Below are 6,344 nucleotides of genomic sequence, written 5' to 3' on the forward strand. Positions count from 1 at the left end.
AATCATGTCCAAAAACACGGCAGAATCATGCCTGCACGCTAAACACAGGGCCAAGCAGCAGGCCAAGAAGACCACCCTCGGCCAGCGCGCCGCAGTTCTTGCGGCATCGTGCGCGGTGCTGGTCGGGGTAGGCGCGGCCGGACAGGCCACCAGCAGCATGGCCCCGGCATCGTCCACCCAGTCAAACACGGCAGCAGCTGACGCCCAAATGAGCATCGAGAAGAGCGAAATCCGCTCCAACCCGGTGGAGAGCCCCGCTCCCGCAGCCATCAGCGTAGCGCCGCAGGCGGCTGAACCGGCTCCGGCAGCAGCGCCCGCCGCTCCCGCACCGGCAGCCCCTGCGCCTGCTCCCGCACCGGCGCCCGCCCCTGCCCCCGCACCCGAGCCTGCACCCGCCGTCGCGGTCAACGATCCTGCGGGCGCCCAGGCCTACGCGGCCGGCCAACTGGCCACGTTCGGCTGGGGACCGGACCAGATGCAGTGCCTGCAGACCCTGTGGACCAAGGAATCCGACTGGACCACCACGGCCACCAATCCCAGCAGCGGGGCGTACGGAATCGTCCAATCCCTCCCGGCCGAGAAGATGGCCAGCTCCGGCGCGGACTACCTCACCAACTACCGCACCCAGATCAACTGGGGCCTGGATTACATCAAGAAGAGCTACCAGTCCCCCTGCGGCGCACTGAGCTTCCACCTGGCGCACAACTGGTACTAGGCACCACTCCCCTGCCGCAACGCGACGAAGCGGCACCTTCAGCTGAGCCTTTCCAGCATTGACGGCCGCCCGACGACGCGTCCCGGCCCCCGCCGTCGTACGCCTTGGAGTGGGGCCCGGCAGGAAATACCGCCTAGACTGCGGGCCGCATCCCGAGGGATGCGGCCCACAGTGGTTTAAGGTGCAGGGCTCTGCGCCGCGCCTGCCCCGGGGTTACGCCACGGGATGTACTGGACAGACCACCTGTTGCCGTCCGGATCGGCGAAATACACGAAGTGGCCCCAGTCCTGGACGTCCACGTCGCTGACATCCACGCCGTTGTTCTTCAGGAAGTCCTGAGCTGCCGTGATGTCGCTGACCACCAGCTGCAGGTTTGCGCCGGTGCCGGGAGGTGCGTCCGTCAGCCCCTCGCCAATGCAGATGGAGCAGGCCGAACCGGGCGGCGTAAGCTGCACGAAGCGGATGTCGTCCGAGGGCCGCTCGTCGTAGTCGGCGTTGAAGCCCACCTTGTTGACGTAGAAATCCTTGGCGCGGTCAACGTCGGAGACGGGGACAAAGGCAAGTTCGAGTTTCCAGTCCATCCGCACAGGCTAGCGGCGGCGCACCGGCCCGGAAAGGCCCAGCGCAAATGGGGCCGTCGAAAAAGGCCCTTGTCCCGACAGGTCGAGTCCTGAAAGGCGGGAGGCTACCCGGCGATGCCGTAGAGGCGGTCGCCGGCGTCGCCCAGTCCGGGAACGATGTAGGACTTCTCGTTGAGCTTCTCATCGATGGAGGCCAGGACGATGTGCACGTTGGCGTCGCCGAGTTCCTCCTCCAGCTTGGCCAGGCCCTCCGGAGCCGCGAGCAGGCAGATGCAAGTGACGTCCGAAGCGCCCCGCTTTAACAGGAACTTGATGGCTTCGCGCAGCGTGCCGCCGGTGGCCAGCATGGGGTCCAGGACAAATACCTGCCGGCCGGTCAGGTCCTCGGGGAGGCGCTCGGCGTAGGTGATGATGTCCAGCGTTTCCTCATCCCGGGCCATGCCCAGGAAGCCCACCTCGGCGGTGGGGACCAGCTTGGTCATGCCCTCCAGCATACCCAGGCCTGCGCGCAGGATGGGGACCACCAGCGGGGTGGGCTTGGTGAACGCCGTACCGATGGTGGTGCTGACAGGCGTCTCGATGGTGACGGGCTCGGTGCGGACCTCCCGGGTGGCTTCGTAGGCCAGCAGCGTCACCAGCTCTTCCGTCAGCTGCCGGAAGACCGGCGACGGCGTGTTCTTGTCCCGCAGGACGGTGAGCTTGTGGGCGACCAGGGGGTGGTCAACAACGAGAGTACGCATCCCCCAAAACTATCATCCGGCGGTGTCCTTGTTGTGGCCGCCGTGGGCGTGCTCACTGCCGCCGTCGCCCCTATGGTGCACTTCCTCGGCCACCACGTCGCGGACGATTGGACGGTCGAACGACGGCGCCGCACCGGCATGCTCCCGCCTGCGGACCAAGTGGAACAACCTGTGCGCCAGAATGACCACGCCCACCCAGGTCAGGCCGAGCAGCCACCCGGCCATGACATCGGTCAGCCAGTGGTGGCCAAGGAAGACGCGGCTCAGCCCCATGGCGATGATGAAAAGCGTGCCGGCCGTGATGGCCGAGACGCGGACCACCATGGCCTGGAACTGGAGGCAGATCAGGTACACCACCAGGCTGATCACCACGGTGGTGTTCAGGGTGTGGCCACTGGGGAAAGACGGTGAATCCTCGTAAGGGGGTACCGCATCCGCGTGGTCCGGGCGCGTGCGGCCCACCAGCTTCTTACCGAACGTCGTGGCCATGATGGAGACGGCCGCTGCTCCGCCAATCAGGATGAGGGGCCGCCAGTTCCGGCTGAGGAAGGTCAGCCAGGCGGTGAGGATGCTGGCGAGGATGGGCATTCCGATTCCGCCGCCGATATTGGTGAAGCCGGTAACGAAAGCGTCGAGTCCGGGGCTGCGCAGGCTCTCTGAGAGGGCCAGGGCTGGCTTGTCCAGGTTGGCCAGGCCAGCGGAATCCACCACGTTGTCGTACACCTCGGCGCCCAGCAAGGCCAGGGATACGATGATCGCACCGCCCACGAGGAAGGTGAGGACCAGAGCCGCATACGGCTTGAACCAGAGACCTAGGCGATCCCGAAGAGTGTCCATGGTGCCTCCCGGCGTCGGTCAGTAACCTGAGTATCCTCGAAACTATCATTGAGCCATGCCGTTGCCCGATAAAGAACATCATGCCTGGATGGGCCTTGCGTTGACGGAAGCGCGCCGGGCACTCGCCACGGAGGATGTTCCCATTGGCGCCGTGGTGCTGGGGCCCGACGGCGGGGTGCTGGGTTCGGGCCGGAACCAGCGGGAGGAACTGGGCGACCCCACGGCCCACGCCGAGGTGGTGGCCATCCGGGAAGCCGCGGCCCGGCTGCAGGAACGGGCACGGCTCGGCGGCAGCAGCGGCGACGGCTGGCGGTTGTCCGATTGCACGCTGGTGGTCACGCTGGAACCCTGCGCCATGTGCGCCGGCGCGATCGTCCTGGCCCGGATCCCGCGGGTGGTGTTCGGGGCCTGGGACGAAAAAGCCGGCGCTGCCGGTTCGGTGTTCGACATCCTCCGCGAACGCCGGCTCAACCACTGGGTTGAGGTGTACCCGGGAGTGCGCGAGGAAGAGTGCGCCTTATTGTTGCGGGAGTTTTTCGCGGGACACCGTAGCAACAGCGAACAGCACTAGTCCCGAAATCGGCTAGGTCTCCAGACCCGCTGTCAGTCGCGACCCGCCAGCAGGACCAGCACCTCCCTGGCGGTACTGCTCCAGCCCGGAAGCCTCGTCCGCGCTTCCAGCGCTGTTGCGCGCCAGCTTTCGCTCTTGTCCGGGTCCTGAAGCCAGTGGCGCAGGACTTCGGCCAGCAGGCCCGGGCTCTCGTGCCCGCCTTCCGGGAGTGGCAGCACTGCCCCGGGAAGGCGGGGGCCGCCGTCGGCCGCTGATAATCCTGCCAGCCCCAGCGCCTCCACTGCCCCTGTCCCTTCCCGGACAATCACGGGGATGCCGTGGGCCAAGGACTCGGTGACCACCATTCCGAATGCCTCCGCCCGGGACAGCAAGAGGGTGAGGTCGGTCTGCGCCCATTCAGCTTCCAGCGTTTCACCGGCCAGCTCGCCGGTGAGCCGGACCCGTTCCTGCAGCCCGTTCTCCGTGATGGCAGCCCGGACTTCGCGTGCATAGTTGGGGTCTGCCTGGTCCGAGCCCACCAGGGAGGCAGTCCAGGGCAGATCCTGGATTTGGGCGAGTGCTTGCACGGCCAGCAGCTGGTCCTTGTTGGGCAGCAAGGCGGCCACCACCGCCAAGTGCGGGGGCGTGGAACCGCCGGCCTGGGCTGCGGGGTCCACTCCGGGCAGTGCAACATGCCCCTGCCCGTACCCTCTCTGCGCAAGTACAGTTGCCGCCCAGGTGCTGGTGCAGATCACCCCCGTTGCTGCCCGGAGAGCCCTGGCCTCGTCTGCAAGGGCCAGCTCGCCTGAACTTTCCGGCACCGGCATATGCACCAGAACCCATGTGTGCTGCCCTGCCCGGGCCGCGGCTTCCAGTTCAGCGGGAGCACCAACGGCCATCAGCCCGTCGACGAGCGCCACTGCAGGACGGACGTTTTCCTCGAGAAGGTCCCCGAGCCGGCGTCGCTCGGTTGTGCCGGCGAGCGGCCAATCCCCCTCCACGCTGATGACGTCCACCGACGCGCCGCGCCCCCGCAACCCAGCAACCAGGTGTGCGTTATAGACGTTGCCGCCCGAGCTGTGGCGGATATTGCCGGGGACGAGCAGGCAGATGCGGCGCATTGTCAGGCAGTGAGGTCCAGGGAATAGGAGGCCCACGCATCCGGGTTCTCGCGCAGGATGACATCGAGGCCCGCTAGTTCGCGACCGTCGTCGCTGTCCTTGATCCGGGTGGCAACTTTTTTGGCGATGTACTCGGCCAGCGCCTCCGTGGTGCTGAGCTGGCCTTCGAAGTCCGGATGCTCGTCCAGGTTTTTGTAGTTCAGGCCGGCCAGCACTTCCTCGATGATGGTTCCGGCGGCGCCGATATCCAGGACGATTGCGTCATCGTTCAGTGCGCGGCGGCGGAAGGTCACCTCGGCAACGAAGGTTGCCCCGTGGAGTCCCTGGGCAGGCCCGAAGGCTTTACGGGGGAGGCTGTGGGCGATCATGAAGTGGCGGCGGACAGTAAGGCTGAACATGGGTTACCTCAAGTTTTCGGAGTCGTGGGCGGCGGGGCTGGGTGCTTGCTTTGGGGCCGGGTATTCGACGACGTGGCACAGGGCTTCCAGGGTGCCGTCCGCCAGGCTTTGGACGACGCCGGGCAGGTCTTCGAACCGGGAGGAACCGGTCAGGAAGGCGTCAAAGACGGGGTCCTTGAGCAGCGAAACTGCCAGGTCCAGGCGGTCGGCATTGGTGCGGCGGTGGCGCCGGGCCCGTGCCACGGTACCAACCTGGCTTGCCCTGATGGACAGGCGCCGGGCGTGAAAGTCCTCCCCCAGCGGCACAGTGACTTCCCGGTTGGCGTACCAGGACATTTCGATCACGTCGCCCTCATCGCCGGCCAACTGCAGGCTGCGTTCCAGGCCCTCCTGGGAGGCCGAGCAGTGGAACACGATATCGCAGTCGGCCAGGGCGTCGTCGGGGTGTGCGAAGTCCACCCCCAGGGCGTCCGCGAGCTGCTTCCTTCCCGCGTCCAGGTCCACAAGCTGCAGCCGTTGCAGCGGGAAGGTGCGCAGGAGCGTGGCGACCATGCCGCCCACCAGCCCGGCACCGACGACGGCGATCCTGTCCCCCAGCCTTGGCCCGGCTTCCCACAGGGCATTGACCGCCGTTTCCACTGTCCCGGTGAGGACCGCGCGCCGGGAGGGAACGTCGTCGGGAATCCTGGTCAGGGATTCCACCGGGACCACGTAGAGGTCCTGGTGCGGGTTGAGGCAGAACACGCGCTGGCCCTTCCACCCCTCTGGCCCTTCCTCCACGATTCCGACCGACAAGTAACCGAATTTCACTGGCCCGGGAAACTGGCCTTCCTGGTGCGGGGCCCGCATTTCCTCCGCTACCCGCGGTGGCACCGCCCCGGCATGGACCACCATTTCGGTGCCCTTGCTGATGCCGGAGTAGAGGGTACGGACCAGCGCTTCACCGGGTCCCGGGGCGGGTACGTCCTCGCCCCTGAGCTCGCCATGTTCCTTCGCGGTGGTCCAGTATGCGGTTGCGTGGATCGGAGTCTGTGAATTTGTCATCTTGCTGACGAATCTAACCGGACGCGCGGCGCCGGGGAAAGTCCGACGGCGCGTGGCGGGGTCTACCGCTTCACGAGACAAGGTGTTGGAGGAGCACTTCCTCGAGGAGGCTGCGCTGTTTGGCAAGGCTCAGTTCTTTAGGCACCATCTCTTTGCTTGGCATGATTTGCCCACCCGGCAGGAACCTTTCATCTTGCAGAAATCCGTCCGGCCAGCGTGGTGGTTCCCAGTCCTGGTGTTCGCTCGGGTAGTGGCGGCCCGATGGTGAGGTCCAGCCTGGTGGTTCGTTCTTGGTGGCGGGGGTGGGTTTCCAGCCGGTGGTGTGGCGGAGTTTGTGGTGTTTGGGGCAGGGCTGTCC

8 protein-coding genes and 1 pseudogene are annotated in these 6,344 nt (G+C 66.4%); 2 read left to right on the forward strand and 7 right to left on the reverse strand.

All coding sequences use genetic code 11. From position 1 onward, the window contains the following. Nucleotides 1-4 precede the first annotated feature (4 nt). Nucleotides 5-715, forward strand: a complete 711-nt coding sequence (locus AC1DIP_RS18190; protein ID WP_476209242.1) for an aggregation-promoting factor C-terminal-like domain-containing protein — start codon at nt 5-7, stop codon at nt 713-715. 176 nt (nt 716-891) lie between these two features. Here AC1DIP_RS18190 and AC1DIP_RS18195 read toward each other — a convergent pair whose 3' ends face one another. The 3 genes from AC1DIP_RS18195 to AC1DIP_RS18205 all read right to left on the reverse strand — a co-directional run bounded on the left by AC1DIP_RS18195 (nt 892) and on the right by AC1DIP_RS18205 (nt 2,873). Next, the gene (locus AC1DIP_RS18195; protein ID WP_477734588.1) at nt 892-1,296 is read right to left on the reverse strand and encodes a VOC family protein; all 405 of its coding nucleotides are present in this window, start codon (nt 1,294-1,296) and stop codon (nt 892-894) included. A 104-nt stretch (nt 1,297-1,400) separates the two neighbouring features. Then, the gene (upp, locus tag AC1DIP_RS18200; protein ID WP_477734589.1) at nt 1,401-2,036 is read right to left on the reverse strand and encodes a uracil phosphoribosyltransferase; all 636 of its coding nucleotides are present in this window, start codon (nt 2,034-2,036) and stop codon (nt 1,401-1,403) included. Between the two features lie 12 nt (nt 2,037-2,048). Further along, nucleotides 2,049-2,873 carry a phosphatase PAP2 family protein gene (locus AC1DIP_RS18205; RefSeq protein ID WP_476209236.1) on the reverse strand — a complete coding sequence of 275 codons (825 nt, stop codon included), beginning with the start codon at nt 2,871-2,873 and terminating at the stop codon, nt 2,049-2,051. Nucleotides 2,874-2,928: 55 nt separating this feature from the next. On the opposite strand from AC1DIP_RS18205, the gene AC1DIP_RS18210 reads away from it, so the two are divergent. Further along, the gene (locus AC1DIP_RS18210; RefSeq protein WP_476209234.1) at nt 2,929-3,444 is read left to right on the forward strand and encodes a deaminase; all 516 of its coding nucleotides are present in this window, start codon (nt 2,929-2,931) and stop codon (nt 3,442-3,444) included. Between the two features lie 32 nt (nt 3,445-3,476). On the opposite strand, the gene AC1DIP_RS18215 is transcribed toward AC1DIP_RS18210, so the two are convergent. The 4 genes and pseudogenes from AC1DIP_RS18215 to AC1DIP_RS18230 form a co-directional block, all read right to left on the reverse strand. Further along, a complete protein-coding gene (locus AC1DIP_RS18215; RefSeq protein WP_477734590.1) occupies nt 3,477-4,544 on the reverse strand; it encodes a glycosyltransferase family 4 protein in 1,068 nt (355 codons plus the stop codon). Between the two features lie 2 nt (nt 4,545-4,546). Next, a complete protein-coding gene (locus AC1DIP_RS18220) occupies nt 4,547-4,942 on the reverse strand; it encodes a 6-pyruvoyl trahydropterin synthase family protein (RefSeq protein ID WP_477734591.1) in 396 nt (131 codons plus the stop codon). A gap of 3 nt (nt 4,943-4,945) precedes the next feature. Next, nucleotides 4,946-5,986 (reverse strand): zinc-dependent alcohol dehydrogenase, encoded by a 1,041-nt coding sequence (locus AC1DIP_RS18225; protein ID WP_477734592.1) that lies wholly within the window; start codon nt 5,984-5,986, stop codon nt 4,946-4,948. A 70-nt stretch (nt 5,987-6,056) separates the two neighbouring features. Next, a pseudogene (locus AC1DIP_RS18230) lies at nt 6,057-6,344 on the reverse strand (hypothetical protein); the annotation flags it as partial.

The sequence above is a fragment of the Pseudarthrobacter sp. 05T312 genome (genome assembly GCF_056396685.1).